The following is a 26,955-nucleotide window of genomic DNA, read 5'->3' as shown; positions in this document are numbered from 1 at the left end:
CGGCGCCGTTCCTGAACATCGTCATCGGGTGCCTACGACTCGGCTCAGGACGCCTCACCGGCTTGTCACGGAGGTGGAGCGGGTGCACGCCGCCCTGGCCGCTCAGGAGGGTGCGTGGGCCTACGAACCTGAGGGCGTGAACGGGTCAGCGGAGGTGACTCGCCTGCGCCATCAAGTTTGTAGGCGGTGTGCGGGCCGCGACGACCGAGAGGCAAGGGCTGCGGGCGTACGCGAAGAAAGGTGGCCGGGTCCGTGCGGACCCGGCCACCCGATGCGCGGTCGGTCAGCTCGCGGAGCAGGTCACCGCCGGGGTGGCGGCGCTGCCGTTGCCGATGAAGCCGAACGTGGTGCTGGCGCCGGCGCCGAGCCGGCCGTTGTAGTCGACGTTGCGGGCGGTCCACGCCGACCCGCTGCCGCTGACCGTGGCATTCCACGCCTGGCTGACGGTCTGGCCGTTGGCGAACGTCCACGTCGCGGTCCAGCCGCTGATCGCGGCGGAACCGGCGGTCACCTTGACGTCGCCCTGGAAGCCGCCCTGCCACGAGTTGACGACGGTGAGGGTGGCGGTGCAGCCACCGGCCGGCGGGGGCGTGGTGGTCGGCGGCGGGGTCGGGGTCGGGCTGGTGGTGGGGCTGGGGCTCGTCGTCGGGCTCGGGCTGGTGGTCGGGCTCGGCGAGCTGCCGGCGTAGACCGAGGCCTCCCGCGAGGTGGCGGCGATGCCGTTGGCGCCGTTGAAGATGCGCTGGCCCCAACTGGTGAGCTGGGCCGGGTTGAAGCCGGTGGTCATGTCCAGGTATTCCACGCCGCCGCCGTTGCCGCTCCAGGACCAGCCGAGGTAGCCGATCCGGTTGGTCTGGGCGTAGGACATGATGGCGTCCTCGTCGGGGTTGCCGTCGGAGTGGTTGAAGCCGAACTCACCGACCACGATGGGCAGCCCGGCGGTGCGGAACCGGCCCAGGTAGTCGCTGATCTCGGCGGCGGTGTCGAACACGCCGTACATGTGGATGGAGAAGACGGTGTTGCGCTGCGGGTCGGCGTTGAAGACGGTGCCGGCGTTGTCGCGCATGGTGAACGACCAGTCCTGGCCCCAGTTCGGCGCGTCCACCATGATGGTGTGGGTGAGGCCGCCGGCGCGCAGCCGCTTGATCGCGTTCGAGGTGTCGGTGGTCCAGGCGCTGTAGCCCTGGTTGCCGAACGGCTCGTTGCCGATGTTGACGATGACGTACTTCTCCTGACCCTTGAGCACGTCGGCGATGCTCAGCCAGTAGTCGGTCGCCTTGGCCAGCGTGGTGGCGGCGCCGTCCTCGCCGTAACCGGTGGTGTCGTGCACCTCCAGCACGCAGATGAGCCGGTTGGCCTTGCACAGTGAGATCACGTTGGCCACGTCGGCGGCGCTGTTCTTCGTCCAGCGGTCACCGCTGGCCAGCACCACCCGGACGGTGTTGGCGCCGAGGGCCTTGATGTTGGCGAACGAGCTGGTCTGCTGCGGGTACCAGGTGTGCGCGTGGTTGACGCCGCGCATCACGAACTCGGTGCCGTTGGCGTCGTAGAGCCGACCGTTCGAGACGGAGAACCCGGTCGCGGCCTGCGCCGGCTGCCCGAAGGCGAAGACGGCGGTGAGCGCCGTCAGCAGGGCGACGCCCGCGGCGGAGAGCATTTTCTTCATGGCTGTCCTCTGAAGGGAGATCTCCCCCGTGCCCGTGTGGGGGTGCGGTGATGGTGATGACGGTCCCGGACGCCGGCATCAGCGTAGGCCGATGAACCTCTTAAGGCAACCGGTTAAGTCCTGTGGCGGCCCGCGTCGTCACGGGCCGCCACAGGGGCGGTCATCCCCACCACAGGATGGTGCGCCTCTCCGGTCTGAACCGGTTAAGCGGACTGTAGGCAGCATCAAACCACGCGTCAAGGTTGACGCGCGCCCGGTGGGGTATCCGGGGACGATCCACCCGGGAGGAGAGGTGCCATGGTCAACGTCGGCTACACCCTGATGTGCGAGCAGGCCGGTCCGAAGGAGTTGGTCGACCACGCGGTGCGCGCCGAAGCCGCCGGGTTCGACCACCTGGTCATGTCCGACCACTACTACCCGTGGCTGGAGTCGCAGGGCCACTCGCCGTACGCCTGGTCGGTGCTCGGCGCGGTCGCCCACGCCACCACCCGGCCGGAGCTGCTGTCGTTCGTCACCTGCCCGATCCGCCGCTACCACCCGGCGGTGGTGGCACAGAAGGCCAGCACCATCGGAGTGCTGTCGGACGGGCGGTTCACGCTCGGCCTCGGCGCCGGGGAGAACCTCAACGAACACGTGGTCGGCGGTTGGCCGCACGTGCAGCAGCGGCACGAGATGTTCGAGGAGGCGTTGCAGATCATCCGGCCGCTGCTCAACGGCGAGACGCTGACGTTCTCCGGCAACCACTTCGACGTGCCCGACGCGTACGTCTGGGACCGGCCCGAACGGCCGGTGCCAATGGCGGTGGCGGCGTCCGGCCGGCAGTCCGCCACGCTCGCCGCCGAGTACGCGGACGCGATGATCGCCACCGACCCGCTGTCCCACCTCGTCGACATGTACGAGGAGGCCGGCGGCGCGGGTCGCCCCCGCTACGGCCAGGTGGCCATCTGCTACGGCCCCGACGAGGACGAGTGCCGCAAGATCGTCCACGACCAGTTCCGCTGGTTCGGCATGGGCTGGAAGGTCAACGCGGACCTGCCCAACCCGGACGCGTTCGACGCCGCCACCCAGTTCGTCCGCGAGGAGGACGTGGCCGAGGGCATCTCCTGCGGCCCGGACGTCGAACGGCACGTCGAGGCGTTCAAGAAGTTCGTCGACGCCGGCTTCACCCACGTGGCGCTGGTCCAGGTCGGCGGCGACCGCCAGCCGATGTTCCTCGACTGGGCCCAGGAGGAGCTGCTGCCCCGGCTGCGCGAGCTGTGACCGGCCCGGCGGTGCCGCAGGCCGCGGCACCGCCCGGCCGTCGTTCCGAGGAGGTGACGTGATGCGCATCGGAAACACCGAGATCCGGCCCGCCGGCGGCGGGTTCGGCTGTCTCCTGATGATCCTCTTCTCGATCGTGGCCTCGGTGGTGCTGACCGTGCTGCTCAACCTGATCCTCTAGAACCGGCCGCGACCCCGATCGGGCGGCAACAGAATGAGGGCATGAACCTGCTGACCGTGCTGCCGCTGGCGTTCGTGATGGTCGCCGGGCCGCAGCTCATCAGCGCGATCTTCCTGGCCGCCAGCCGCGACCCGCGACGCAGCTCGGTGGCCTACCTGGCGGGCGCGGCGCTGGGCACGCTGGTGCCGCTGACGATCTGGTACGCCGTGTTCCGGCTGGTCCGGCACTCCGCCGGCAACGGCACGAAGGACAGCGGCAGCCGGCACCTGATCGACTGGATCGTGCTGGCGCTGCTGCTCGTGCTCATGGTGGTCACGTTCCTGCGCCGGAAGCGGAACCAGCCTCCGGGTTGGATGCGCAGGCTGGAGGACCCGAAGCCCGCGTTCGCGTTCGGCCTGGGCCTGCTGCTGTTCCTCGCCATGCCCAGCGACGAGGTCACCATGGCGTCGGTCGCCGGCAGCCTGGCCGGGCACGACAAGCCGTGGTGGCACCTGCTGCCGTTCCTGGTCCTCACCGTGCTGCTGCTGGCGCTGCCGCTGCTCGGGCTCGTGCTGCTGGGCGCACGCGCCGGGCGGCTGCTGCCGAAGATCCGCGACTGGTCCAACGCCCACTCCTGGATCATCAGCGAGCTGGTCATCGCAATCTTCGTAGCCATCATCCTGTCCGACCTGGTCTAGGCGGGCGTGAGGTCCAGCTCGGCCAGGACGGGGTAGTGGTCGGAGGCGGTGTCGGCCTCCGCATCGCGGATCACCCGGACCGCGACCAACCGGTCGGCCAGGGGCGGCGTGGCGAGCAGGTAGTCCAGCCGCATCCCGGCGAACTCCGCGCCGCCGTGGCCGGTCGGCACCGTCAGCCCGCCCGGCCCGTCACCACCGGCCCGCGGCCACAGGTCGACCAGGCCGCCGTCGAGCAGCCGGGCCACCGCGCGGGTGTCCACGGTACGGCCGTCGCGGCGCAGGTGCCGACGCCGGTACGCGGCGGCGAGCCCGGCCAGCCGGGCAGTGTGGTCGACGGCCGGCTCCAGCGTGTTCAGGTCCCCGGCGAGCAGGGCCAGCTCTCCCCCGGCCCGCCGTACGGCCGCCGACAGCCAGCCCGCCTCCATCCGCCGCCGCCCGCCCGACCAGGGGTTCAGGTGGGTGCTGAACACGGTCAACGGTCCCGCTCCGGTGGCCACCCGCACCACGGCGGCGGCGTGGTGGAACGGCCGGCGGACCCGCCCGGAGGACAGCACCCACAGCGGCGGGCGGACCAGCACCGCCACCGGCTGGCCGAAGCAGGACCGGGCCAGGTACGGCACCAGACCCGTCCGCTCCGCCAACCCGCCCAGCGTGCGGTCCAGCCCGCGCAGCTCCTGGAGGGCCAGCACGTCCGGGCGCTGCGCGGTGACGACCGAGACGATCCGGTCCCGGCGGTCGGTGCCGTCACGGTCCCGACCTCCGGTGCGGATGTTCCAGGTCATCACCCGCAGCATCGTCGTCGTCAGTCCGGCCGACCGGCCTTGGCCAGCTCGTCGTCCAGCTCGTCCACCTGCTCGGACTCGATCGCCGGCTGGTTGCCCTGGGCGACGTCGGCGTTGGGCCGGATCACCCACCAGAGCAGCGACAGCCAGAGCGTGCCGAGCAGGATCGCGCCCATGAAGTCGGTCGGGTGGTGCATGCCCCGGTACATCCGGGAGGTCGCCACGCCGACCGGCATGATCACCGCCATCGCCACGAACAGCCACCGCCACCAGCGGTCGGTACGCGGGAACACGATGATCGCCATGGCGACCCAGAGGCAGATGGTCGCCGCGATGTGCCCGGACGGGAACGACGAGGTGGGCATCTGGCCGTCCAGGTTCTCCACCGGCGGGCGGGGCCGCTCCACCACCCGGGCGCTGGACAGGAACAGGCTCAGCTCGCCGAACATGGCCAGCACCACGAACAGCACCGGCCGCCAGCGGCGCCACAGGGCCAGCACGATCGGGCAGAACACCAGCGAGACCAGCAGGATGGCGTGCGTGTCGCCGAACTTGCTCCACCACCAGCTCAGGTCCGTGAGCGCGTCGGTGTGCCGGGCGGCGAACCAGCGCGGGACCTCGGTGTCGAGCGTGTCGAAGAACGTGCCCTTGGCGTGGTAGCTGACGTACATGCCGAAGGCGTACAGCACGCCGAAGACGATCACCCAGCCGACCAGCAGCTCGGCCACCGCGGAGCGGGGGTGCTCCAGCACCTTCTCCTCGGCCGGGGCGGGTGAGATCTCCTTGCCCGCCTCCGGCTCCAGGCCCTCGCTCAGCGGCGGCACCGGCCGGCCGCGCTCGCGTCGCCACAGCCGGAACGCGTACGCGGTGACGCCGAGCCAGGCCGCGCCGAGCAGCCAGCCGCCGAGCACGTCCGACACGAAGTGCACGCCCAGCGCGATCCGGGTCAGCCCGACCAGGAAGACCAGCACGGCGGCGATGGCGATGGCCGGCTTGCGCCAGCGGGGCGCCATGGCCGGCAGGAACACCAGCAGCAGCGCGCCGTACGCGACGAACGAACCGAGCGCGTGGCCGCTGGGGAAGCTGTTGCCGGGGGCGCTGGCGATCGGCACGTCCACCACCGGGCGCAGCCGCCCCACCAGCGCCTTGAGCGACGGGTCGAGGATCAGCCCGCCCACGCCGGTGACGATCAGGTAGACCGCCAGCCGGGACTGGCGGCGGATCAGCAGGCCCACCACCGCGATGGTGATCAGCCAGATCAGCACCGGTCGACCGCCCAGGTCGGTGATCGCCTGGAGCACGGTGACCAGCGGGTGGTGCGGGGCCACGAGGTTGTTGAACCACTCGGCCGCCGCGTGGTCGGCGTCCTGGAGCGGGCTCCAGCGGAACCGGACGAGCATGAGCAGCACGCCGAAGGCGACGCCCGCGCCGGCCACCGCGAGCAGCCCGACGAGGCTCCGCTCGGCGAAGTGGCCGAGCGGCCGGCGCCCGGCTTCCTTGACCGCGGTCACACCGCACCTCCCTTTTCTTCTGCGAGGCGCGCTGTACCCGATCGGCGCGGCTCTCACACGCCGCGTCGGCGCGGCGTCAGAGCGCGGTCATCTCCCCGGTGTCGAACAGTTCCTCGCGCTGCGCCTCCGGCTCCCACAGATCCGGCTGGGCCGGCTCCTCCACCCCGATCCGCATGGCCTCCAACTGGGCGGCGAAGGCCAGCCCGCCGAAGAGCGCCATGCCGGTGAGGTTGGCCCAGAGCAGCAGCGCCATCATGCCGGTCAACGCGCCGTAGGTCTGGCCGAAACCGCCGCTGTACTTGACGTACGCGGCGAGCAGCAGGCTGGCCAGCCACCACAGCGCGATGGCGATGCCGGCGCCGAAGAAGAGCCAGGACAGGCCGGGTTGCTTGCGTCGGGGCGCGTGCCGGAACAGCACCGCCACGGCGAGCACGGTCAGGCCGAGACTCAGCGGCCAGCGGACCACGTCCCAGACGACGGTGGCGACGTCGCCCCACTCGTAGTGCCGGCGCACCGAGTCGCCCAGCGCGCCGCCGCCGACCAGGATCAGGAACCCGGTCAGCGCGGGCACGCCGGCGACCACCGCGAGAACGGCGGCGCGGACGTACTTGGGAAACGCCGGGCGGTCCCGCTCCACGCCGTAGATCCGGTTGGCGCCGCGCTCGATCTGCGCCATCGTGGTGGTCAGCGCCACCAGCCCGGTGATCAGACCGAGGGTCAGCGCCAGTTCGCCGGCGTCCTCGGTGCGGTCGGTGTCGGAGAGCAGCTCCTGCACCACCGTCTCGCTCTGGCCCGGCGTGATCGCCAGCACCGTGTCGGCGACGACCTTGCCGCCCTCGTCCGCGCCGAGGTCGGTGATCAGGCCGGTGAGCGCGATCAGGAACGGCACCACGGCGAGGCAGAGCTGCAACGCCAGGGCCCGGGAGTGGCTGAAGCCGTCGCCGTAGCGGAACCGGATGAACGCGTCGCGCAGCAGGCACCAGCCGCCGTGCCGGCGCAGGGTGCGCCAGGCGTCGTCGGCGGACAGCTCGTTCTCGGCCATCAACCGGGTCTCGGGGACGAGCTTGGTGCTACTCACGGCGCGCCTCGTCGATCAGACGCTCGCCGCGCTCGGCGGCGGCCTGGGCGTCCTCCGCCAGGTCGGGGTGGTCCGCCGGGCGTGGCACGCAGAGCCAGAGCGACTCGGGCCGGATGGTGGCGGTGAGCGAGCGGCCCGGCTCGATCAGGTCGCCGTCGAGCTGCCGGGGCTGGGCCCGGTTGCTGGCGATCTCGACGGTGCGGGCCCGGAACACCTCCATCCGGGGCACGCTGCCGGTGCGGCGGACCAGCGCCCAGCCCATGGCGACCCAGTGGCCGAGCGTGCGCGGGGTCAGCACCGCCACGTCGAGCCAGCCGTCGTCCGGCTCGGCGTCGGTGAGCAGGCGCACCCCGCCCTGGAGGCGGCCGACGTTGGCCACCAGGACCGAGCGGGCGCGGCGGCGCAGCGGCGGCCGGTCGTCGATGCGGACCGAGACCCGCATCGGCCGGTCCCGCAGGTGGCGGGCGGCGCCGACCAGGTAGGCCGGCCAGCCGATCCGCTTCTTGGTGGTCTCGGAGGTGGAGTCGAGCATCTGGGCGTCGAAGCCCATCCCGGCCATCACCGCGAAACACTGGTCGTCGACCACGCCGACGTCGAGCCGGCGCATTCCGCGCTCCACGGCGACCTCCAGCCCGGCCGCCAGGTCGCCGGAGAGGCCGAGGTTGGCGGCGAGCAGGTTGCCGGTGCCCTGGGGCAGCACGGCCAGCGCCACGTCGGTGCCGGCCAGCGCGGTCACGCAGGCCATCACGGTGCCGTCGCCGCCGCAGGCGAAGACCACCTCGGCGCCGGCCTTCACCGCCTCCTCCGCCTGGCCGCGGCCCGGGTCCTCGACCGTGGTCTCGTACCAGGTCGGGGCCGGCCAGCCGGCCGCGTCGAGCGCGCCGTCCACGATCCGGCGGAACTCGTCGAGGTCGGCCACCTTCACCGGGTTCACCACCACGGCCGAGCGCGGGGTCGGGTTCTCGGCGGTCACCGGAAGCTTGTCGTCTGCACCGTCCACGGCGTCAGTGTGCAGGACACCGGGCGCGGCGGCGACCCGGCGGGCGGGGTCGTTACGAGGACCGCAATCAGGTTTGGATTCCGGCGGGGGGTCAGGCCGCTTCGCGCAGCGCCGCGTCGACCCGTCGCCGCAGGTCGTCGACGTCGACGCCGGCCTCGGTGAGCACCTGCGCGGCCAGGCCGTCGCCCTCCCGGAGCAGGCCGAGCAGGATGTGCTCGGTGCCGATGTGCCGGTGGCGCAGTCGGAGCGCCTCGCGCAGCGACAGCTCCAGCACCTTCTTGGCCCGGGGCGAGAACCGGCCGCTGTCGGGCCGGCGACGCCACCACCGGCGCGGGCGCGGTGTCGCCTCGCGGAGCGCGTCCGGGCCGAACGACTCCTCGATCCGGGCCACGATGGCGGCCAGGTCGATGCCGATCTCGCGCAGCGCCGCCGCGTCCGCCGCGCCGAGCCCGTCGACGCCCTGCGCGGTGTGGCGGGCCACCGCCGCGCGCAGGGCGTCGGCGTCGACGCCGTCGGCCGACAGCAGCCGTACCGCCAGGTTGTCGCGGTCGGCGAGCACGCCGAGCAGCAGGTGCTCGGTGCCGACCGGCCGCCGGCCCTCGGCCTGTGCCTCGACGAGCGCGTGGTGCACCACGGCCCGGGCCCGGTCGGTGAATCGTTCGAACATCACGCCTCCCAGCTTTCGCGCACCGCCGGCCGTCCGGCGTGCTTCTTGTGGACCGCCTGTCGGCTGACCTCGAGCGCGTCGGCGATCTCCTGCCAGGACCAGCCCTGTCGCCGGGCGTTGTCCACCTGGACCACCTCGAGCCGTTCGAGCAGCCGGCGCAGGGCGAGCACGGCCCGCAGGCCGACCTTCGGGTCGGTGCTGCCGGCGGCCGCCGCGAGTTCCGTTGCCTGACTCATGCTGTCAATGTAGGTTGACAGCGCCATGGCGTCAACCCCGGTTGACACGAGACACGCCCCGACCTGCCCGTTCGCCGCCCGTGCCGGTGCTACGGTCCGCTGGTGTTCCAGCGCCGCCCACCGGACCGGCCGGTCGAGGCCACCCGCCGGCTGACCGCCGGGCGGCTCACGCTGGAGGTCGCCGGCGGCAGCGTGGTCGGACACCGCTACCCGGCGAACTACGACGTGCTGCACGTCGACGAGGAACTGCCGCTGGCCGTGGTCTGCGACGGCATGGGCGAGGGCGAGGGCAGCCGGGCGGCCGGCGCGACCGCGACGCAGACGTTCGTCGGGCGGGTCCGCGCCGGGTGGCCGGTCGTCGACGCCGCCGGGCTGCACGCCGCCGCCGCCGAGACCCAGCGCCGGGTCCGCCGGGCCGGCGCCCCGCACGCCGGGCTGACCGGGTGCACGCTCACCGCACTGGTGGTCGAGCCGGACGGCGAGCGGGGCTGGCTCGTGCACCTCGGCGACTCGCGGGCGTACCGGCTGCGCGACGGGCTGCTGGAGCTGGTCACCGTGGACCACACCATGGCCTGGCTGGGGCTGCTGCACGGCTGGTGGCCGGCCGACTCCCCGGAGGCGGCCCGGGCCCGCTACCAACTGCTGCGCTACGTCGGGCACCCGGACCAGCCGGAACCGGACCTGCTCGCCGCCCGGCTGCGTAGCGGGGACACCTGGCTGCTCTGCACCGACGGGGTCAGCGACCAGCTCGGCTACCACCGGCTGCGGGACCTGCTGGCCGCCCGCCAGGAGCCGGCGCGGACGGTCCGGGCACTGCTGGACGCCAGCCTGGCGGCCGGCGGCGCGGACAACGCCACCGCCGTCGTGGTACGCGTGCACCCCGCCCTGCCCGCCCCCCGCTGACCACCCCGCCCGGGCGTGACCGGCGACACGGTTGACGTCCTGACGTTTTGTGCAAAACTTGTCAGCATGTCGAACGACCGGTTGGAGACGATCCTGGCCGCCGCGTACGCGTGCTTCACCCGGCACGGGATGCGGCGCACCACCATGGACGACATCGCCGCCGCCGCCGGCATGTCCCGGCCGGCGGTCTACCAGTACGTGCGCAACAAGAACGACGCCTACCGGCGACTGGCCGAGCGGCTCTTCGCCGAGACGCTCGACCGGGCCCGGCAGGCCGCCGCCACCGGAGGCGGCGAGCTGGCCGACCGGCTGCACGACGTGCTCGCCGCCAAGCTGGAACTCACGCTCACGCTGCACCGGGACAGCCCACACGCCACCGAGCTGCTCGACGCCAGCGGCAAGCTCACAGGCGATCTCGTCGAGGCGTACACCGCCGAGATGACCGACCTGGTGGCCGGCACGCTGGCGGACGCCGCCGGGCCCCGGGCCCGCGCGGTGGCCGACGTGCTCGTCGCGCTCACCCGCGGCCTGGAGGCCGACCTCACCGACCCCGACCTGCCCCGGCAGCGGCTGCGCGACGGCGTCGCGCTGCTCGTCGCCGGCCTGACCTCTCCGGGAGACCACGCATGACCACCGTCCTGATCACCGGCACCTCCTCCGGCATCGGCCGGGCCACCGTCGCGCGGCTCGCCCGCCGCCCCGACCTCACCGTGTACGCCACCGCCCGCAAGGTCGACGCGATCGCCGACCTGGCCGACACCGGCGCCCGGCTGCTCGCCCTCGACGTGACCGACGAGGCGTCCATGCGCGCCGCCGTCGCCGCGGTGGAAGCCGCACACGGCCAGGTCGACGTGCTGATCAACAACGCCGGTTACGGTGAGTACGGCCCGATCGAGGAGGCCCCGATGGACCGGGTGCGGGCCCAGTTCGAGACCAACGTCTTCGGGCTCGCCCGGCTCACCCAGCTCGTGCTGCCCGGCATGCGCCGGGCCGGCCGGGGCCGGATCGTCAACGTCAGCTCGATGGGTGGCCGGCTGGTCTTCCCCGGCGGCGGCTACTACCACGCCAGCAAGTACGCGGTGGAGGCGATCTCCGACGCGCTGCGCCAGGAGGTGCGGCCGTTCGGGGTGGACGTGGCGGTGATCGAGCCGGGCCTGATCCGCACCGGCTTCGGCGCGGTCGCCGCGTCCTCGCTCGGCGCCGGCACCGAGCCGACCGGGCCGTACCGCCGAATGGTGGCCGCGGTCGACGCGTCGATGGCGAAGTCCTACCGGAACCCGGCGCTCGCCGCCCCGCCGGAGGCGGTGGCCCGGGTGATCGAGCGGGCCGTGCTGGCCCGTCGCCCCCGCACCCGCTACCTGGTCACCACCGCCGCCTGGGCGATGGTGCACACCCGCCGGCTGTTCGGCGCCCGGTTCTTCGACGCGGTCAACCGCCTCCAGTTCCGCTGACCCGGTCCGGCCGACCGGCCACCCGACTACCGTGGGTGAAGAACGCGGTCGGGAGGTGAGCCGGAATGGCCGCACCCAGCTACGCGGTGGTGGTCGGCGTCGGCCGGTCGGCGGAGGGCCTGACGGTGGTCCGCACGGCCGCCGGCGAGGCCGCCGCCCACGACCGGCCGCTGCACCTGATGCACGCGTTCAACTGGGCCGCGACCGGCGGCCCCGCCCCGGCCGGCGGCACCCGCATCGACGCCGAGCGACTGCTGGAACGGGCCGGCCAGCTCGCCGCCGACGCCGCGCCGGGGGTGCCGGTGAGCGGCGAGATCGTCGAGGGCTCGCCGGTCGAGGCGCTGCTACGGGCCGCCGGCACCGCCTTCCTGGTCGCGCTCGGTGACGGCGGCAGCTCCACCTGCCCGGCCTGCGTACCGGCCGACGCGCCCGCGGTCGAGCTGGCCGCCCGCGCCGGCTGTCCGGTCCTGGTCGGCCGGTCCGAGCCGGCCCCGCCCGGGCCGCTGCTGGTCGGCTACGACGGCTCGCCGGGCGCCCGCCACACGCTCGGGTACGCCTTCGACTGCGCCGAACGCCGGGGCGCTCGACTGCTCGCCGTCCGGGTGGTCGAACCGGATCGCCGCGACCCCGACGACGGCCTGCTGGAAGCGGCGGTCAACCGGCACGCCGTGCGGCATCCCCGGGTGGCCGCCGACTGCCAGACCGTCCGCGGCGTACCCGCCGACGTCCTGCTCGACCGCTCCCGGTCGGCGCAGCTCGCGGTGGTCGGCGCGCGCGGCGACGGGCCGGTGCGGTCCAGTCTGGGCGAGGTCAGCCAGGCCCTGCTCTACCACTCGCCGGCCCCGCTGATCGTCGTCCGGGGGCTCGACCCGGGCGCCCGGGAGGGGGCATGACGCCCGCCCGACCCGGGACCTACGGCCCTGACCGACACCCCCGCCCGGGGGCGAGGGTGGACGCGCCGGGGACGGACGTCTCCTCCCCGGGTGGCAGCCGACCCCGAGCCACGAGAGGCTAACGCAGCATGGACACCGCGCTGGACCTGCACAGCCCCCTGACCGACGACGAGCTGCGCCGGCTGGACGCCTACTGGCGGGCCGCGAACTACCTGACCGTGGGGCAGATCTACCTGCTCGACAACCCGCTGCTCCGCGAGCCGCTCCGGCCCGAGCACGTCAAGCCCCGCCTGCTCGGCCACTGGGGCACCAGCCCCGGCCTCAACCTGCTCTACGCGCACCTCAACCGCGTCATCGTCGACCGGGACCTGTCCGCCATCTTCGTCACCGGCCCCGGCCACGGCGGCCCCGCGCTGGTCGCCAACACCTGGCTGGAGGGCACCTACAGCGAGCTGTACCACCACATCCCGCGCGACGAGGCCGGCATGCAGCGGCTGTTCCGCCAGTTCTCGTTCCCCGGCGGCATCCCCAGCCACGTGGCGCCGGAGGTGCCGGGCTCGATCCACGAGGGCGGCGAGCTGGGGTACGCGCTGAGCCACGCGTACGGGGCCGCGTTCGACAACCCGGACCTGCTGGTCGCCTGCGTGATCGGCGACGGCGAGGCGGAGACCGGCCCGCTGGCCGGGAGCTGGCTGTCCAATGTGTTCCTGAACCCGGCGCGGGACGGGGCGGTGCTGCCGATCCTGCACCTCAACGGCTACAAGATCGCCAACCCGACGGTGCTGGACCGGATCCCCGCCGACGACCTGCGCGACCTGATGCGCGGCTACGGCTACCAGCCGTACCTGGTCGAGGGCGACGACCCGGCGGCGGTGCACCAACTGCTCGCCGCGACGCTGGACCGGGCGGTCGACGAGATCGCCGAGATCCAGCGCCGGGCCCGCTCCGGCGGCGAGGTCGAGCGTCCCCGCTGGCCGATGATCGTCCTGCGCACGCCGAAGGGCTGGACCGGGCCGGCGGAGGTGGACGGCAAGCAGGTCGAGGGCACGTTCCGCGCCCACCAGGTGCCGATCGCCGAGGTACGCGACAACCCGGCGCACCTGGCCGAGCTGGAGCGCTGGCTGCGCAGCTACCGGCCGGAGGAGCTGTTCGACGCCACCGGCGGCCCGGTCGCCGAACTGACCGCGCTGCCGCCCACCGGCGACCGGCGGATGAGCGCCAACCCGGTGGCCAACGGCGGCAAGCTGCTGCGCAACCTGGAGCTGCCGGACTTCCGTGACTACGGCGTCGACGTCGAGGAGCCCGGCGGCACGGTGGCCGGGGCGGCCGGCACACTCGGCCCCTGGGTACGCGACGTGATCGCCCGCAACCCGCAGACGTTCCGCCTGTTCGGCCCGGACGAGGTCGCCTCGAACCGGCTCGGCGCGGCGTTCGAGGTCACCGACCGGGCGTTCGTCGGCCGCCGGGAGCCCGGCGACGACCACCTCTCCCCCGACGGTCGGGTGATGGAGGTGCTCTCCGAGCACCTCTGCGAGGGCTGGCTGGAGGGCTACCTGCTGACCGGCCGGCACGGCATCTTCACCAGCTACGAGGCGTTCATCCACATCGTCGACTCGATGGTCAACCAGCACGCCAAGTGGCTCAAGGTGACCCGGCACATCCCCTGGCGGGAACCGATCGCCTCGCTGAACTACCTGCTCTCCAGCCACGTCTGGCGGCAGGACCACAACGGCTTCTCGCACCAGGACCCCGGCTTCATCGACCACGTGGTCAACAAGAAGGCCGAGGTGGTCCGCGTCTACCTGCCGCCGGACGCCAACACGCTGCTCTCCACCATGGACCACTGCCTGCGCAGCCGGCACTACATCAACGTGGTGGTGGCCGGGAAGCAGCCGGCGCCGACCTGGCTGACCATGGAGGAGGCGGTCCAGCACTGCCGCCGCGGCCTGGGCATCTGGGACTGGGCCAGCACCGACGACGACGCCGAGCCGGACGTGGTGCTCGCCTGCGCCGGCGACGTGCCGACGCTGGAGACGCTCGCCGCCGCCGACCTGCTGCGCCGGCACCTGCCCGACCTGAAGGTGCGGGTGGTCAACGTGGTCGACCTGATGCGCCTGCAACCGCCCTCGGAGCACCCGCACGGCCTGCCGGACAACGAGTTCGACACCATCTTCACCCGCGACAAGCCGGTCATCTTCGCCTACCACGGCTACCCGTGGCTGATCCACCGGCTCACCTACCGCCGGGCCAACCACGAGAACCTGCACGTGCGCGGCTACAAGGAGGAGGGCACCACCACCACGCCGTTCGACATGGTGATGCTCAACGACCTGGACCGCTTCCACCTGGTCATCGACACCATCGACCGGGTGCCGGGGCTGCGCTCGCGCGCCGCGCACCTGCGCCAGGAGATGGTGGACGCGCGCCAGGCCTGCCGCGACCACACCCGCGAGTACGGCGAGGACGACCCCCGGGTCGCCGAGTGGCGCTGGATCCGCGAGACCGACCCGGCCGTGAAGGGTGACGCATGAGCAACGAGGAGATCGTGGTCGGCTACGACGGCTCGACCGACGCGTCGGTGGCCCTGAACTGGGCGCTGGACGAGGCGGGCCGGTCGGGCCGGCCGGTGCGGCTGGCGTACGTCTTCGAGTGGTTGACGGTGGCCGGCTGGATCGGCCCCGGCGTGGCCCCGGGCATCTGGCCGGACGAGAACGCCCGCCGGCAGGTCGAGGAACTGGTCCGCAAGGCGGCGGCGGACGCCGCCGCCGAGCGGCCCGGCATCACCGTGCACGGCGAGGTGTTCGACGGCCCGCCCGCGCTGGTGTTGCAGGAACGCTCCACCGGGGCCGGGATGCTGGTGCTCGGCAGCCGGGGGCACGGCGGCTTCGGCGGCCTGCTCGCCGGCTCCACCGCGGTCTCGGTCAGCGCGCACGCCCACTGCCCGGTGGTGGTGGTCCGCGACGGCCAGGCCGCCACGTCCGGGCCGGTGGTGGTCGGCTCGGACGGCTCCCCCTCGGCGCTGCGGGCGCTCGACTTCGCCGTGGAGCGGGCCGCCCAGCGGGACGTGCCGCTGCGGGTGCTGCGGGTCTGGGAGCCGCCGGGTGACCGGTGGGCGCCGCCGGACTTCGACCCGGAGGACGTCGCCGCCGGCGAGCGGACCGCCGCCGAGGCGGAGCTGGCGCCGTGGCGGGAGACCTTCCCGGACGTGCCGGTGGAGATCTCGGCGGTGCCCGGCAGCGCGGCGTCGCTGCTGGTGGAGGCGAGCCGGGCGGCGCAGCTCGTGGTGGTCGGCAGCCGGGGCCGGGGCGGGCTGCGCGGCATGCTGCTCGGCTCGGTCAGCCAGCAGCTCATCCAACACGCGCACTGCCCCGTCGCCGTCGTGCGCGAGTGAAAGGCCGGGCCCCCTGTTAACGCTTTCGGCAGAGCAGGGGGCCCCTGTTAACGCCCGGCCGGCCCGTCGGACGGGTTGAGCGAGAAGTAGTCCTCCTCCTCCTGGGCCAGGTGCAGGCGCAGCACCGCGTCCAGGCCGTACAGCGCGGCGAGCAGGTCGGGCACCTCCTCGGCGGGCAGTCCGCCGTCCAACGCCGCCAGGTGCCCGCCGATCCGCTCCACCAGCCGGACGATCTCCACGTGCGCCCGGCTCATCGTCGAGGTCGCCTCGTCGCTGCCGAGCGGGCCGGCCAGCGCCGGGTAGAGCTGCCGTTCCTCGGCCGCCTCGTGCGGCAGCACCTCGTCGACCAGGCGCCGGTGCACGTCCCGCACCGCCGGCACGCACCCCGGGTCGTCCGGGCGGGTCGCCACCAGGTCGGCGGTGTCCCGCAACCGGGCCAGCACGTCCCGGACGCCGCCGTGCTCGCGCTCGTACCGGTCGAGCAACTCCCGGGTGTGCGCGGGCACCTCCCGCTGCCGCAGCCCACCGCCGAGCGCCCGCAGCGCGTTGAGGATCACCAGCACGTCGATGCCCTCCTGGAGGAACGCGCCGGCGACCGGGGGCAGCCGGCCGGCGGCGGCCACCAGCATCGCCAACACCGCCAGGCCCATGCCGACGGTGGCGCTCTGCACCGCGATGCGGCGGGCGTACCGGGCGATCTCGACGGCGTCGGCGAGCCGGTCCAGCCGGTCCACGGTGAGCACCGCGTCGGCCACGTCGGCGGAGGCGGTCGCCCCGGTGGCGCCCATCGCCACCCCGACGTGCGCCTCGGCCAACGCCGGGGCGTCGTTGACGCCGTCGCCGACCATCACGGTCACCGCCCGCGCCGACTCCGCGCGTACCCGGTCGGCCTTCTCCGCCGGCGCGCAGCGCGCGATCACGTCGTCCACGCCGACCACCTGGGCGACCTGCCGGGCCGTACGCGGACGGTCGCCGGTCACCATCACCAGCCGGGTCAGCCCCGCCTCGCGCAGCCGCCGCACGGTCCGCCGGGCGTCCGGGCGGACCGGGTCCTCCAGCAGGATCGCGCCCAGCGGCCCGTGCTCGTCGCTGACCCAGACCGTGGACCGGCCGGACCGCTCGGCCCGGTCCCGGACCCGGTCCGCCCACGCCGGCGGCTCGCCGTCGAGCTGGCCGACCCGCACCGTCCGGCCGTCGACCCGGCCGGTCACGCCGCGCCCCGGCTCCTCGGTCACGTCGGTCGGCCCGGCCAGCGGCAACCCCTGCTCGCGGGCCTGCCGGACCAGCGCGGCGGCCAGCACGTGCGGCGAGAGCTGCTCGACGGACGCGGCCAGCCGCAGCACCTCGTCCCGGTCGCCGCCCGGCGCGACCACGGTCTCCGCGGCCCGGGGCCGGCCGGCGGTGAGCGTGCCGGTCTTGTCCAGCAGCAGGGTACGGGCGCGACCGAGCTGCTCCAGCGAGCCGCCGTCGCGCACCAGCACGCCCCGGCGGGCCACCCGGGACAGCCCGGAGACCACCGCGATCGGGGTGGCCAGCAGCAGCGGGCACGGGGTGGCCACCACCAGCACCGCCACCGCCCGCACGAACTCGCCGGACAGCAGCCACGCCAGGCCGGCGAGCAGCAGCGTGAACGGCACGAACCCGGCCGCGTACCGGTCGGCCAGCCGCACCATCGGGGCCTTGCGCGCGGTGGCCTCCCCGGCCAGCCGGACGATGCCGGCGTACGTGCTCTCCGCCGCGTTGCGGTCGGCCCGCAGCCCGAAGCCGGCACCGGCGTTGACCACGCCGCTGGCCACCTGCTCCCCCACGGCGCGGCCGACCAGCCGGGACTCGCCGGTCACCACCGACTCGTCGAGCGTGGCCGCCTCCTCGACCGTGCCGTCCACCGGCACCACGTCACCGGGGCCGACCACCAGCCGGTCACCGGCGACCACCCGGTCCAGCGGCACCACCTCGATCCCGCCGTCCGCGGTGCGCCGCCGCGCCTGCCGGGGCGCGCGTTCCAGCAGCGCCCGCAGGTCGCGGGTGGCCCGGCGCCGGGCGTACTCCTCCAGCGCCCGCCCGGTGGCCACCATCACCGCGATCACGGCGCCGGCCAGGTACTCCCGCACCAGCAACGCGCCGAGCAGCGCCAGCACCGCGATGACGTCCACCCCGAACTGCCGGCGCCACAGTTGGCGCAGCATGGTCCAGGCGGCCGGCGCGAGCGCCACCACGGTGACCGCGGCCCAGACCAGGTCGGCGGCGGCCCGCGCGCCCGCGAACCAGGCCGCGGCGCCGCCCAGCACGGCGAGCGTGAGCAGCGCCAACGGGGCCCACTCGGCGGTCGCGGCCCGTCGAGGGCGGGCTGGCCGTTCGGGTACGCATTCGCGCGGTTCGGTCCCCACGTGCGGATCGTCTCAGTGCCGAAGCGGGGCAGGTAGGGCGAACGCGGGTAATCCGAGGGGCCGAAGGACCCCGTGCGACCCGATCCGACATGCCCGAGGATGGAGCGGCAACCCCACCCGAGCCTCCCGGGCGTGGGGCACGATGGGGAGAAACAGGAAAGGTCGTGACGATGAGCCACGAGACGCCGGCTACCGATCGCCCGCTGACCACCGCGCTCGCGGAGGCCGCCGGAACGGCCGGCCACGCCCCGTCGGTGCACAACACCCAGCCCTGGCACTGGACGGTGCTGCCCGACGCGCTGGAGCTGCGGGTGGTCCGGGAGCGGCACCTCAGCGCCATGGATCCGGAGGGCCGGCTGCTGGTGGTGAGCTGCGGCGCGGCGCTGCACCACGCCCGGATGGCGCTGGCCGCCGAGGGCTGGACGCCGGTGGTGGAGCGCCTGCCCGACCCGCACCAGCCCGACCTGATGGCCCGGCTCACCGGGCTGCGGCACACCGGCGCCGACCCGGACGCGATGCGCCTGGTGCAGTGCATGCGGGTACGGCACACCGACCGGCGTCCGGTCAGCGACGAGCCGATCCCCGCCGCCGTGCTGGGCGACATCGACCGGGCCGCCACCCGGGAGGGCGTCAACCTGCAGATCCTCGACGACATGCAGAAGATCGAGCTGGCCGGCGCCGCCCAGCAGGCCGCCGCCGTCGAGGCGGACAGCCCGGAGCTGCGCGAGGAGCTGGCGTACTGGACCACCCGGGCCGGCACCGGCACCGGCCTGCCGCCGGAGGTGCTGCCCGACCAGGCGGCGCAGACCACCGTGCCGGGCCGCGACTTCGGCACCCCCGGCTCGCTGCCGATCGGCCCCGGCCACGACAAGGCCGCCGTCTACGCCATCCTCTGGGGCGCCGAGGACGAGCCGCTGAGCTGGCTGCGCGCCGGTGAGGCGCTCTCCGCCGCCTGGCTCGAAGCCACCCGGCACGGGGTGTCGTTGGTGCCGCTCTCCGGCGTGGTCGAGGTCGACGGCACCCGCGAGGTGCTCCGGCAGACGCTGGCCGGCCTGGGCCACCCCTACCTGAGCATGCGGCTCGGTCTGGCCGACCCGGAGCACGCCGGCCCGCCGCACACCCCGCGGCTGGACGCCGCGCAGACCGTCGACACCTCGGCGGTCCGCGACCAGCCGTCCTGACGGGTCGACGGCGGCCACCGGGCGATAGCATCGCCCGGTGGCCGCCGCACCGAACCCCCGGCACGAGCCCGTCACGCCGTCGCTCGGGTTGTCCCCGCTGTCCCGGGTCCGTCTCGACGAGTTGCTCCAGGAGATGCTCGACCGGGTCGGGGAGGTGGTCACCAGCCGGGAACGGCTGCGCGCGCTGCTCGACGCGGTGGTCGGCATCGGCTCCGACCTGGACCTGCGCAGCACGTTGCAGCGGATCGTGCGGTCGGCGTGCGAGCTGGCCGGCGCCCGCTACGGCGCGCTCGGGGTGATCGGGCCGGACCGCATGCTGCACGACTTCATCGTCCACGGCATCGACGCCGAGCTGCACGCGCGCATCGGCGAGTTGCCGCACGGGCGGGGCGTGCTCGGCCTGCTCATCGACGAGCCGAAGCCGCTGCGCATGCCGGACATCACCCGGCACCCCCGGTCGTACGGCTTCCCGCCGCACCACCCGCCGATGCACAGCTTCCTGGGCGTGCCGGTGCGCATCCGCGACCAGGTGTGGGGCAACCTCTACCTGGCCGAGAAGCAGGGCGCCGCCGAGTTCACCGAGGACGACGAGGAGATCGTGTCCGCGCTCGCCGCCGCGGCCGGCGTGGCGATCGAGAACGCCCGCCTCTACGCGCTGGCACACCGGCGGGAACGCTGGCTCGCCGCCGCCGCGGAGATCACCTCCGTGCTGCTGGGCGAGGTGCGCCGCACCGACGCGCTGTCGCTCGTCGCGCGTCGCGCCCGCGAGGTCGCCGAGGCGGAGCTGGCGCTGGTGCTGCTCTACGACGAGGACGAGGCGCAGTTCACCGTCGAGGTGGTCGACGGCGCGGACCCGATCGCCCGGGAACTGGTCGGTGCGGTGCTGCCGGCCGGCGAGACCAGCTTCGCCGGCTCGGCCACCGAGCGCCGGCACGAACAGGTCGACGACCTGGCCGCGGCGGCGCCCTGGCCCCAGCCGGTGGTCGCCGGCCCGGCGGTGGTGTCCCCGCTCGCCGCCGCCGACACGCTGCACGGCGTCCTGGTGATCGCGCACCGGCCCGACCACGGCCCGGCCGGCGACGACGACCTCGCGTTGCTGGCCAGCTTCGCCGGGCAGGCCGCGCTGGCCATGGAGCGGGCACGCGGCCAGGAGGAACGGGAACTGCTGGTGGTGCTGGAGGACCGCGAACGGATCGCCCGCGACCTGCACGACGTGGTGATCCAGCGGCTCTTCGCCACCGGCCTGCAACTCCAGAGCGGGGCGATGAACGCCCGACCCGAGGTGGCGAAGCGCATCAACCAGGCGGTCGACGACCTGGACGCCACCATCCGCGACATCCGCCGCACCATCTTCGAGCTGCGCACCCCGATGAGCGCGGCGCTGCGCACCGAGATCCGCGAGGCGATCGAGGTGGCCGCCGAGACGCTGGGGCACCGGCCTGACCTGGACCTGGTCGGCCCGATCGACAGCGCCGTCCCGGACGAGCTGCGTCCCGAGCTGGTGGCCGTGCTGCGCGAGGCGCTGTCCAACGCGGTCCGCCACGCGCAGGCCGACCGGGTGTCGGTGCGGGTCGCGGTGCACGCCGGCCGGGTCGAGATCACGGTCACCGACGACGGGATCGGCTGCGACCCGACGGCGGCCCGCAGCGGCCTGGTCAACCTGCGGGAGCGGGCCGAACGGCTCGGCGGGGAGTTCACCCTGCGCCGGGTCGAGCCGCACGGCACCGAGCTGCGCTGGGGCGTCCCGCTCGACTGACCCGGCCGGGGGTCAGTGGGTCTTGCCGAGCAGCCGGGTGGCCAGCACCGCCGCCTGGGTGCGCCGCTCCAGACCCAGCTTCGCCAGCACGCTGGAGACGTAGTTCTTCACCGTCTTCTCCGCCAGGAACATCTTGCCGGCGATCTCACGGTTGGTGAGCCCCTCGGCGACATACTCCAGGATCCGCCGTTCCTGCTCGGTGAGCGACTTCAGCTCCCGCGGCTGTTCCACGCCGCTGCGGATGCGCTCCAGCACCCGGGTGGTGATCGCCGGGTCGAGCAGGGACTGCCCGGCCGCCACCCGGCGGACCGCGTCCACCAGGTCGGTGCCGCGGATCTGCTTCAGCACGTAGCCGGCCGCACCGGCCATGATCGCCGCGAACAGCGCCTCGTCGTCCTCGTACGAGGTGAGGATCAAGCCCTTGATGGACGAGTCCACGGCGCGCACGTCCCGGCACACGTCGATGCCGTTGCCGTCGGGCAGCCGGGCGTCGAGGATCGCCACGTCGGGGCGGAGCGCGGGAATCCGCCGCGTCGCCTCCTGGGCCAGGCCGGACTCGCCGACGACCTCGATGTCGCCGCTGCTGGTCAGCAGATCGGCCAGGCCACGACGGACGACCTCGTGGTCGTCGAGCAGGAACACCCGGATCATCAGTCCTTTCTACCCGCTGCCCGCCACCCCCGCACGGGCCGAAGGTCCCGTCGTCGACGCGCCGCCCCGGGCCGGTCGGACCCGCCCAGGTGGGGACCTCCGGCCCTGATCAGGGCCGCTTCCGGTGACGCACCGTAGGAACCGGAAGCCCGACGCCGTACGGAGGGAGCACGACCATGACGACCGAATACACCGTCGGGCAGCTGCGGGCCGCGGTCACCGACGCGGTACGCGCGCCGTCGCTGCACAACACCCAGCCGTGGCGGTTCCGACTGCACGACGGCGGCATCGAGGTCGCCGTCGACCCGCTGCGCGGCCTGCCGGCCACCGACCCGACCGGCTGGGGCGCGCGGATCGCGTGCGGGGCGGCGCTGTTCAACCTGCGGCTGGCGCTGGCCGTGGCGGGCACCCCGGCGACGGTCCGGCTGCGCCCGTACCCCGCCGAACCGGACGTGGTGGCCCGGCTGACGCCGGACGTGCCGCGCCGGCCCACCCCGACCGAGCAGAGCCTGTACGGGGCGATCGGCCGCCGGTTCAGCAACCGGGCGCCGTTCTGGCCGGACCCGGTGCCGGCCGAGGCCCGCTGGCGGCTCGGCGAGGCGGCCCGCGCCGAGCAGTGCTGGCTGGAACTGGTCATCGGCACCAGCGCGGTCAACGCGTTCGCCGAGGTCGCCCGCAGCGCCCACCGGGTGCTGGAACGCGACCCCGCGTACGTGGCCGAGCGGCTGGCGTGGATCCGCTCCGAGCCGGCCCCGGACGGCGTGCCGGCCGCCGCCGGCGGCCCGCAGACCGAACCGCAGGACCTGCTGCCGCAGCGTGGCTTCGGCGGACGCAACCGGGCGCCCGGCCGGGACTTCGAACCGGAGCCGCTGGTCGCCGTGCTCGGCACCCCCGGCAACACCGGCACCGACCAGGTCGTCGCCGGGCAGGCCCTGCAACGGGTGCTGCTCACCGCCACCGACGCCGGGCTCGCCGTGTCGATGCTCTCCCAGCCGATCGAGGTGCCGGCCGCGCGGGAGGCGCTGCGGCTGTCCCTGGGCCGGTTCGGCACGCCGCAGATGGTGATGCGGGTCGGGTACGGCCAACCGGGCCGCGCCACCCCGCGCCGCCCGGTCGACGAGGTGCTCGACCTGCCGGTCGCGCGGGCCTGACCGCCGGCACCGCGACCGGAGCGACAGCGGTCGATCCGGTGGTACGGTGTCGCCCGCATGGTCAGTTATCGGATCCTGGGCCCACTCGAGGTGATCCGGGCCGGGCAGCCGGTCCCGCTGCGCAGCCCCAAGCAGCGGGCGGTGCTGGCCGTCCTGCTGGTGCACGCCGGCCGGGTCGTCTCGCTGGACCTGCTGCTCGCCGCGCTCTGGGGCGACGCACCGCCGGACACGGCCGTCGGTCAGGTGCAGACGCTGATCTGGCGGCTGCGCGGTGTGCTCGGCGACGCCATCGCCACCCGCCCCGGCGGGTACCGGCTCGTCGTCGCCCCCGACGCGCTCGACGCCACCGTCTTCGCCGCCACCACCGCCGAGGCCGCCGAGTTGGCCGCCGCCGGGCGGCTGACCGAGGCGTCCCGCCGCTACGGCGACGCGCTCGCCGCCTGGCGCGGGCCGGTGCTGGCCGACGTGCGGCTGCCCGGCGACCCGGGCGCCGCTGGGTTCCACGCCGCCGTCGCCGAGCTGACCGAGCAGCGCCTCGCCGCCGAACGGGACCGGATCGACGTCGAGTTCGGCCTCGGCCGGCACGCCGAGCTGATTCCCCGGCTGCACCGGATGGTGCGGGACGAGCCGCTGCGGGAGGAACTGCGCGAGCGGCTGATGCGGGCGCTGCACCGGGCCGGCCGGCGGGCCGAGGCGCTGGAGGTCTACCGGCAGGGCCGGGCCGCCGGCGTCGCCGAGCTGGGCCTGGAACCCGGCCCGGCGCTCCAGGCCCTGCACGGGCGCATCCTGGCCGGTGATCCGCTGCTCGACGACGCCCCCGACGGGGTGCCCGCGCCGGCCGCCGCGCAACTGCCGATGGACGCCCCCGACTTCGTCGGCCGGGACGCCGTCGCCGCCGACCTGGTGGCCCGGCTCACCGCCGCCACCGCCACCACGCCACGGGTCGTCGCCGTCTCCGGCGTGGCCGGCGGTGGCAAGACCACCCTCGCCGTCCACGTCGGACACCTGGTCCGGGCGTCCTTTCCCGACGGGCAGCTCTTCGTCGACCTGCGCGGCGGCGGCGAGCCGCTCGACCCGGGCGCGGTGCTGGGCCGGTTCCTCCAGGCCCTCGGCGAGGACCCGCGCGCGGTGCCCGCCGGGACGGACGAACGGGCCGCCCTGTTCCGGGCCCGCACCGCCGGCCGGCGGCTGCTGGTCGTGCTGGACAACGCGGCCGGCGAGAACCAGGTCCGCCCGTTGCTGCCCGCCGAGCCGGGATGCGCGGTGCTGGTCACCGCGCGGCGGCGGCTCACCGCCCTGCCCGGGGCGGCCCACGTCGACCTCGGCGTCTTCACCGCCGAGCAGGCCGTCGACCTGCTCCGCCACGCGCTCGGGCCGGCCCGCGTCACCGCCGAACACGCCGACTGCCGCCGGGTGGCCGAACGCTGCGGGCACCTGCCGCTGGCCATCCGCATCGCCGCCGCCCGGCTCGCCGCCCGCCCGCACTGGCCGGTACGGCGGCTCGCCGACCAGCTCGCCGACGAGCGCGCCCGACTGGACGTGCTGCGCACCGGCGACCTGGCGGTCCGCTCCAGCCTGGCGACCAGCTACCAGGAGCTGACCGGCGCGGAACGCCGCCTGCTGCGGCTGCTCGGTGCGGTGGACCTGCCCCGGGTGCCGTCCTGGGCCGCCGCGGCGCTGCTCGACGTGCCGCTGGCCGCCGCCGAGGAACTCACCGAACGGCTGGTCGAGGCCCGGCTGGTGGACGTCGACCCGGCCGGTTACCGGCTGCACGACCTGGTCCGGGCGTACGCCGGGGAGCGCGGCGCGGCCGAGGAACCGGCCGGCGTCGGACGGGCGGCGCTGACCCGGCTGGTCGGCGGCTGGCTGACGCTGACCGACGAGGCCTACCGGCGTACCCCCGGTGGTTTCAGGCGCGGCCCGGCCGGCGCGGCGCCGCGCTGGTCCCGGTGGACGGCGGCCGAGCTGGACGTGGTGCTCGCCGACCCGGTGTCGTGGTTCGAGGCGGCCCGCGGCCCGCTCACCGGCGCGGTCCGGCGGGCCGCGTCGGCCGGGCTCGACGAGGCGGCCTGGAACCTGGCGAACTCGCTCGGCCGCTTCTTCGAGCTGCGCGAGCACCTCGACGACTGGGACGCCACCATCGGGCAGGCGCTGGCCGCGTGCGAGGCGGCCGGCAACGAGACCGGGCAGGCGTGGCTGCTGCGGGCCCGCGGCGAGCGGTACCTCAACCTGGACCGGCTGGACGACGCGCGGCGCTGCCTCGACGCCGCACTGGCCCGGTTCGAGCGGCTCGGCGACCGCGCCGGGCAGGCGCTGACGCTGCGGGCCGCCGGCACCGTGTACCGGCTGCGCCGCGACGACGCCGCCGCGATGACCGCGCTGGGGCGGGCCGAGGCGCTCACCGTCGAGCTGGGCGACCCCACCGGGCAGGCGCAGGTGCTGTTCGGGCTCGGCGCGGCGCACCGGGTGGCCGGGCGCACCGACGCGGCGGAGACCGCCTTCCGGGCGGCGTTGGCGCTGTTCCGGCAGCTCGACGACCGGTTCGGCGAGGCGTACACCTCGACCAGCCTGGCCCTGGTGCTGGGGCGCGACGGCGCGGAGGCGGACGCCGGCCGGTTGCTGCGCCGCGCGTTGGCGCTCTGCGAGGAGCTGGGCTACCGGCGGGGCGCCGCCATCAGCCGGGGTCACCTCGGCGACCTGCACCTGCGCACCGGCGAGTACGAGCGGGCGGTGGCGGAGCTGACCGAGGCGGTCGCCGGCAGCCGGGAGGTCGGCGACGGCATCGGTGAGCTGATCGCGTTGCGTCGTCTCGGCGCCGCCCATCTCGCCCTGGGTCGGCTCCCGGCGGCCCGGTCCGCGTTGCGCGGCTGCCTGGCGCTGTGCCGCGTGCACGGCGAGGAGCAGGAACGTGAGCGGGCGCTGCGGCTGCTCGGCGAGGCGCGGGCGCGCGCCGCGAGCGAGGTGAGAGCGAGCTGAGAGGACGGGACGGCCGGCGGACGGCACGGTGGGGGCCGAACCCATCGGACCAGGGGAGGCTCCCGATGACCGACCGCACCACCGTCCCGCCGACGACCGGCGGACCCGGCCTGTCCCGACGCCGGTTCCTCGGCGGCGTCGGCGCGTCCGCCGCCGTGCTGGGCGCGGGCGGCGTGCTCGGCGTTCCCGCGCCGGCGTCCGCCGCGTACTACATGAAGTGGGGCGCGGTGGTCTCGCCCGGCAGCGCCACCAACAACATCGACTTCGCCCGCAAGGTGGACCTGCTGCGCCGGATGCGTCCGCAGACCGCCCGCATCTCGATGTTCTGGGGCGACCCGAACCGACGGCAGTTCAGCGACGGGCAGCTCGACGAGCTGCGCGGCACCGGACTCACCGAGATGATCATCCAGTCCTCGGAGGACCCGGACCCGGCCCTGGCCCGCCGACAACTCGACCAACTGCTGCCGTACGTCGACGCGCACCCGAACACGCTCTTCGTCTGGGAGATCGGCAACGAACCCGACTGGCACCAGCCGAACAACCCGTGGCTGGCCCGGTGGAACCGACTGGCCACCATCCGCGACAACAAGCCGGCCCAGGACCGGGGCAACCTGCTCTGGGCGATCAACATGCCGGCCGGCCGCTGGAACGGCGACGGCTCCGGGTTCACGTTCGGCAACTCCGGGCAGTGGTTCGACGCCTTCGTCCGGGACACCGGCGACGGGCTGGGCGCGATGCTCACCGGCCCGTACCGGCCGGACGTCGCCACCGTGCACTGCTACAGCTCCAGCTATCTGACGCGCGGCGCGGACGGCGGCGGCGAACGCAACCCGTACAAGATGATCGACTACGTGCGGGGCTGGAACCCGGGCCTCAGCATGAAGATCACCGAGGCCGGGATCGACGGCGCGAAGTCCGACCGCGGCTACCGCTACGTCAGCTTCGGCTCGTCGGTGGCGAACGAGACGGCCGGGCAGGTCGACAGCGTCTGCTTCTACGGCCTGCCCCCGGCCGAGCGGCAGTACGGCATCTGGGAGACCGAGGCCAGCCAGGTCGGCACCCACCCCTGAGTGCCGGACCGGGCGCGCCGCCGGGTGCGACGGCGGCGCGCGGGGAAGCGGCGGGGCCGCCGGGACCCGGCCCCGCCGCACCGCCCC

The 26,955-nt window shown here is 74.5% G+C and carries 23 protein-coding genes; 14 read left to right on the top strand and 9 right to left on the bottom strand.

Annotation, left to right across the window (positions count from 1 at the left end; all coding sequences use genetic code 11):
* Positions 1–283 precede the first annotated feature (283 nt).
* Entirely contained in the window at positions 284–1,666 is a 1,383-nt protein-coding gene (locus OG767_RS09850) for a cellulase family glycosylhydrolase (protein WP_405093105.1), read from the bottom strand.
* Positions 1,667–1,963: 297 nt separating this feature from the next.
* Between OG767_RS09850 and OG767_RS09845 the strand changes: the two genes are divergently transcribed.
* From OG767_RS09845 to OG767_RS09835, 3 genes are read left to right on the top strand one after another with little or no spacing between them, the layout of a single operon-like run.
* Positions 1,964–2,926: a TIGR03557 family F420-dependent LLM class oxidoreductase gene (locus OG767_RS09845; RefSeq protein WP_281935123.1), complete on the top strand. Its 963-nt coding sequence runs from the start codon at positions 1,964–1,966 to the stop codon at positions 2,924–2,926.
* Positions 2,927–2,984: 58 nt separating this feature from the next.
* A complete protein-coding gene (locus tag OG767_RS09840) occupies positions 2,985–3,107 on the top strand; it encodes a hypothetical protein (protein ID WP_405094371.1) in 123 nt (40 codons plus the stop codon).
* Between the two features lie 41 nt (positions 3,108–3,148).
* Complete coding sequence (locus OG767_RS09835) at positions 3,149–3,784, top strand: GAP family protein (RefSeq protein ID WP_405093104.1); 636 nt, start codon at positions 3,149–3,151, stop codon at positions 3,782–3,784.
* On the opposite strand, the gene OG767_RS09830 is transcribed toward OG767_RS09835, so the two are convergent.
* The 6 genes from OG767_RS09830 to OG767_RS09805 form a co-directional block, all read right to left on the bottom strand.
* Positions 3,781–4,578, bottom strand: coding sequence for an endonuclease/exonuclease/phosphatase family protein (locus OG767_RS09830; protein WP_405093103.1), 798 nt, complete (start codon positions 4,576–4,578; stop codon positions 3,781–3,783). The genes OG767_RS09835 and OG767_RS09830 overlap by 4 nt on opposite strands.
* A gap of 8 nt (positions 4,579–4,586) precedes the next feature.
* Positions 4,587–6,077, bottom strand: coding sequence for a phosphatase PAP2 family protein (locus tag OG767_RS09825; protein WP_405093102.1), 1,491 nt, complete (start codon positions 6,075–6,077; stop codon positions 4,587–4,589).
* A gap of 76 nt (positions 6,078–6,153) precedes the next feature.
* Complete coding sequence (locus OG767_RS09820; protein ID WP_405093101.1) at positions 6,154–7,155, bottom strand: YihY/virulence factor BrkB family protein; 1,002 nt, start codon at positions 7,153–7,155, stop codon at positions 6,154–6,156.
* Positions 7,148–8,155, bottom strand: a complete 1,008-nt coding sequence (locus tag OG767_RS09815; protein ID WP_405093100.1) for a diacylglycerol/lipid kinase family protein — start codon at positions 8,153–8,155, stop codon at positions 7,148–7,150. The genes OG767_RS09820 and OG767_RS09815 overlap by 8 nt, the downstream gene beginning before the upstream one ends.
* Before the next feature lie 91 nt (positions 8,156–8,246).
* Entirely contained in the window at positions 8,247–8,822 is a 576-nt protein-coding gene (locus OG767_RS09810; RefSeq protein ID WP_405094176.1) for a Clp protease N-terminal domain-containing protein, read from the bottom strand.
* Complete coding sequence (locus tag OG767_RS09805; RefSeq protein ID WP_107159391.1) at positions 8,822–9,058, bottom strand: HTH domain-containing protein; 237 nt, start codon at positions 9,056–9,058, stop codon at positions 8,822–8,824. The genes OG767_RS09810 and OG767_RS09805 overlap by 1 nt, the downstream gene beginning before the upstream one ends.
* Before the next feature lie 102 nt (positions 9,059–9,160).
* On the opposite strand from OG767_RS09805, the gene OG767_RS09800 reads away from it, so the two are divergent.
* From OG767_RS09800 to OG767_RS09775, 6 genes are all read left to right on the top strand, one after another.
* A complete protein-coding gene (locus OG767_RS09800; RefSeq protein ID WP_405093099.1) occupies positions 9,161–9,961 on the top strand; it encodes a PP2C family protein-serine/threonine phosphatase in 801 nt (266 codons plus the stop codon).
* 66 nt (positions 9,962–10,027) lie between these two features.
* Positions 10,028–10,591 carry a TetR/AcrR family transcriptional regulator gene (locus OG767_RS09795; RefSeq protein WP_405093098.1) on the top strand — a complete coding sequence of 188 codons (564 nt, stop codon included), beginning with the start codon at positions 10,028–10,030 and terminating at the stop codon, positions 10,589–10,591.
* The gene (locus OG767_RS09790) at positions 10,588–11,412 is read left to right on the top strand and encodes an oxidoreductase (RefSeq protein WP_405093097.1); all 825 of its coding nucleotides are present in this window, start codon (positions 10,588–10,590) and stop codon (positions 11,410–11,412) included. Before OG767_RS09795 ends, OG767_RS09790 begins: the two co-directional genes overlap by 4 nt.
* 65 nt (positions 11,413–11,477) lie before the next feature.
* Positions 11,478–12,305, top strand: a complete 828-nt coding sequence (locus tag OG767_RS09785) for a universal stress protein (protein ID WP_405093096.1) — start codon at positions 11,478–11,480, stop codon at positions 12,303–12,305.
* A 128-nt stretch (positions 12,306–12,433) separates the two neighbouring features.
* Complete coding sequence (locus OG767_RS09780; protein WP_405093095.1) at positions 12,434–14,836, top strand: phosphoketolase; 2,403 nt, start codon at positions 12,434–12,436, stop codon at positions 14,834–14,836.
* Positions 14,833–15,696, top strand: coding sequence for a universal stress protein (locus tag OG767_RS09775; RefSeq protein ID WP_405093094.1), 864 nt, complete (start codon positions 14,833–14,835; stop codon positions 15,694–15,696). The genes OG767_RS09780 and OG767_RS09775 overlap by 4 nt, the downstream gene beginning before the upstream one ends.
* Before the next feature lie 47 nt (positions 15,697–15,743).
* On the opposite strand, the gene OG767_RS09770 is transcribed toward OG767_RS09775, so the two are convergent.
* A complete protein-coding gene (locus tag OG767_RS09770) occupies positions 15,744–18,083 on the bottom strand; it encodes a heavy metal translocating P-type ATPase (protein WP_405093093.1) in 2,340 nt (779 codons plus the stop codon).
* A gap of 170 nt (positions 18,084–18,253) precedes the next feature.
* On the opposite strand from OG767_RS09770, the gene OG767_RS09765 reads away from it, so the two are divergent.
* Positions 18,254–19,264, top strand: a complete 1,011-nt coding sequence (locus OG767_RS09765; protein WP_405093092.1) for an Acg family FMN-binding oxidoreductase — start codon at positions 18,254–18,256, stop codon at positions 19,262–19,264.
* An 88-nt stretch (positions 19,265–19,352) separates the two neighbouring features.
* Positions 19,353–21,020: a GAF domain-containing protein gene (locus OG767_RS09760; protein WP_405094175.1), complete on the top strand. Its 1,668-nt coding sequence runs from the start codon at positions 19,353–19,355 to the stop codon at positions 21,018–21,020.
* 12 nt (positions 21,021–21,032) lie between these two features.
* On the opposite strand, the gene OG767_RS09755 is transcribed toward OG767_RS09760, so the two are convergent.
* Complete coding sequence (locus OG767_RS09755) at positions 21,033–21,671, bottom strand: response regulator transcription factor (protein ID WP_181572435.1); 639 nt, start codon at positions 21,669–21,671, stop codon at positions 21,033–21,035.
* A gap of 176 nt (positions 21,672–21,847) precedes the next feature.
* Here OG767_RS09755 and OG767_RS09750 point away from each other — a divergent pair, with 176 nt between their 5' ends.
* From OG767_RS09750 to OG767_RS09740, 3 genes are all read left to right on the top strand, one after another.
* Complete coding sequence (locus tag OG767_RS09750) at positions 21,848–22,822, top strand: Acg family FMN-binding oxidoreductase (protein ID WP_405093091.1); 975 nt, start codon at positions 21,848–21,850, stop codon at positions 22,820–22,822.
* 57 nt (positions 22,823–22,879) lie between these two features.
* Positions 22,880–25,798, top strand: a complete 2,919-nt coding sequence (locus OG767_RS09745) for a BTAD domain-containing putative transcriptional regulator (RefSeq protein WP_405093090.1) — start codon at positions 22,880–22,882, stop codon at positions 25,796–25,798.
* A 65-nt stretch (positions 25,799–25,863) separates the two neighbouring features.
* Positions 25,864–26,868, top strand: a complete 1,005-nt coding sequence (locus tag OG767_RS09740; protein ID WP_107159417.1) for a twin-arginine translocation signal domain-containing protein — start codon at positions 25,864–25,866, stop codon at positions 26,866–26,868.
* Positions 26,869–26,955 lie beyond the last annotated feature (87 nt).

Source organism: Micromonospora sp. NBC_01392 (assembly GCF_045040125.1).
Lineage (GTDB): Bacteria > Actinomycetota > Actinomycetes > Mycobacteriales > Micromonosporaceae > Micromonospora.
Note: the sequence above shows the minus strand (reverse complement) of the source record. Positions and strands in the feature narration are given on the sequence as shown.

Bases quoted from the DNA above. Each gene is read 5' to 3' on its own strand.
- OG767_RS09850 (WP_405093105.1), bottom strand. From the start codon at position 1,666: ATGAAGAAAATGCTCTCCGCCGCGGGCGTCGCCCTGCTGACGGCGCTC.
- OG767_RS09845 (WP_281935123.1), top strand. From the start codon at position 1,964: ATGGTCAACGTCGGCTACACCCTGATGTGCGAGCAGGCCGGTCCGAAG.
- OG767_RS09835 (WP_405093104.1), top strand. From the start codon at position 3,149: ATGAACCTGCTGACCGTGCTGCCGCTGGCGTTCGTGATGGTCGCCGGG.
- OG767_RS09830 (WP_405093103.1), bottom strand. From the start codon at position 4,578: ATGCTGCGGGTGATGACCTGGAACATCCGCACCGGAGGTCGGGACCGT.
- OG767_RS09810 (WP_405094176.1), bottom strand. From the start codon at position 8,822: ATGTTCGAACGATTCACCGACCGGGCCCGGGCCGTGGTGCACCACGCG.
- OG767_RS09805 (WP_107159391.1), bottom strand. From the start codon at position 9,058: ATGAGTCAGGCAACGGAACTCGCGGCGGCCGCCGGCAGCACCGACCCG.
- OG767_RS09795 (WP_405093098.1), top strand. From the start codon at position 10,028: ATGTCGAACGACCGGTTGGAGACGATCCTGGCCGCCGCGTACGCGTGC.
- OG767_RS09790 (WP_405093097.1), top strand. From the start codon at position 10,588: ATGACCACCGTCCTGATCACCGGCACCTCCTCCGGCATCGGCCGGGCC.
- OG767_RS09785 (WP_405093096.1), top strand. From the start codon at position 11,478: ATGGCCGCACCCAGCTACGCGGTGGTGGTCGGCGTCGGCCGGTCGGCG.
- OG767_RS09780 (WP_405093095.1), top strand. From the start codon at position 12,434: ATGGACACCGCGCTGGACCTGCACAGCCCCCTGACCGACGACGAGCTG.
- OG767_RS09775 (WP_405093094.1), top strand. From the start codon at position 14,833: ATGAGCAACGAGGAGATCGTGGTCGGCTACGACGGCTCGACCGACGCG.
- OG767_RS09765 (WP_405093092.1), top strand. From the start codon at position 18,254: ATGAGCCACGAGACGCCGGCTACCGATCGCCCGCTGACCACCGCGCTC.
- OG767_RS09755 (WP_181572435.1), bottom strand. From the start codon at position 21,671: ATGATCCGGGTGTTCCTGCTCGACGACCACGAGGTCGTCCGTCGTGGC.
- OG767_RS09750 (WP_405093091.1), top strand. From the start codon at position 21,848: ATGACGACCGAATACACCGTCGGGCAGCTGCGGGCCGCGGTCACCGAC.
- OG767_RS09745 (WP_405093090.1), top strand. From the start codon at position 22,880: ATGGTCAGTTATCGGATCCTGGGCCCACTCGAGGTGATCCGGGCCGGG.
- OG767_RS09740 (WP_107159417.1), top strand. From the start codon at position 25,864: ATGACCGACCGCACCACCGTCCCGCCGACGACCGGCGGACCCGGCCTG.